General features: G+C 53.1%; 1 rRNA gene. It reads right to left on the bottom strand.

Annotated features, from left to right (window positions below):
- Positions 1-1,578: ribosomal RNA gene (locus tag JQ822_RS24265) — 23S ribosomal RNA — on the bottom strand; the annotation flags it as partial.

Genomic DNA, 1,578 nt, shown 5'->3' with positions numbered 1-1,578 from the left:
TCAGGGAGAACTCATCTCGGGGCAAGTTTCGTGCTTAGATGCTTTCAGCACTTATCTTTTCCGCATTTAGCTACCGGGCAATGCCATTGGCATGACAACCCGAACACCAGTGATGCGTCCACTCCGGTCCTCTCGTACTAGGAGCAGCCCCCCTCAATTCTCCAGCGCCCACGGCAGATAGGGACCGAACTGTCTCACGACGTTCTAAACCCAGCTCGCGTACCACTTTAAATGGCGAACAGCCATACCCTTGGGACCTACTTCAGCCCCAGGATGTGATGAGCCGACATCGAGGTGCCAAACACCGCCGTCGATATGAACTCTTGGGCGGTATCAGCCTGTTATCCCCGGAGTACCTTTTATCCGTTGAGCGATGGCCCTTCCATTCAGAACCACCGGATCACTAAGACCTGCTTTCGCACCTGCTCGAGCCGTCACTCTCGCAGTCAAGCTAGCTTATGCCTTTGCACTAACCTCCTGATGTCCGACCAGGATTAGCTAACCTTCGTGCTCCTCCGTTACTCTTTAGGAGGAGACCGCCCCAGTCAAACTACCCACCAGACACTGTCCGCAACCCGGATTACGGGTCTACGTTAGAACACCAGCCATTAAAGGGTGGTATTTCAAGGTTGGCTCCATGCAGACTGGCGTCCACACTTCAAAGCCTCCCACCTATCCTACACATCAAGGACCAGTGTTCAGTGTCAAGCTATAGTAAAGGTTCACGGGGTCTTTCCGTCTTGCCGCGGGTACACTGCATCTTCACAGCGAGTTCAATTTCACTGAGTCTCGGGTGGAGACAGCCTGGCCATCATTACGCCATTCGTGCAGGTCGGAACTTACCCGACAAGGAATTTCGCTACCTTAGGACCGTTATAGTTACGGCCGCCGTTTACCGGGGCTTCGATCAAGAGCTTCTCCTTACGGATAACCCCATCAATTAACCTTCCGGCACCGGGCAGGCGTCACACCGTATACGTCCACTTTCGTGTTTGCACAGTGCTGTGTTTTTAATAAACAGTTGCAGCCAGCTGGTATCTTCGACTGATTTCAGCTCCACGAGCAAGTCGCTTCACCTACCATCAGCGTGCCTTCTCCCGAAGTTACGGCACCATTTTGCCTAGTTCCTTCACCCGAGTTCTCTCAAGCGCCTTGGTATTCTCTACCTGACCACCTGTGTCGGTTTGGGGTACGATTTCGTGTTACCTGATGCTTAGAGGCTTTTCCTGGAAGCAGGGCATTTGTTACTTCAGCACCGTAGTGCCTCGTCATCACACCTCAGCGTTTAATAAGGTACCGGATTTACCTGGAACCTCCGCCTACATGCTTAAACCGGGACAACCGTCGCCCGGCTAACATAGCCTTCTCCGTCCCCCCTTCGCAGTAACACCAAGTACAGGAATATTAACCTGTTTCCCATCGACTACGCCTTTCGGCCTCGCCTTAGGGGTCGACTCACCCTGCCCCGATTAACGTTGGACAGGAACCCTTGGTCTTCCGGCGTGCGGGTTTTTCACCCGCATTATCGTTACTTATGTCAGCATTCGCACTTCTGATACCTCCAGCAACCCTCACAGG

The sequence above is a fragment of the Citrobacter sp. FP75 genome (assembly GCF_018342065.1).
Classification (GTDB): domain Bacteria; phylum Pseudomonadota; class Gammaproteobacteria; order Enterobacterales; family Enterobacteriaceae; genus Citrobacter.
This window is presented reverse-complemented; position numbering and strand designations above follow the sequence as displayed.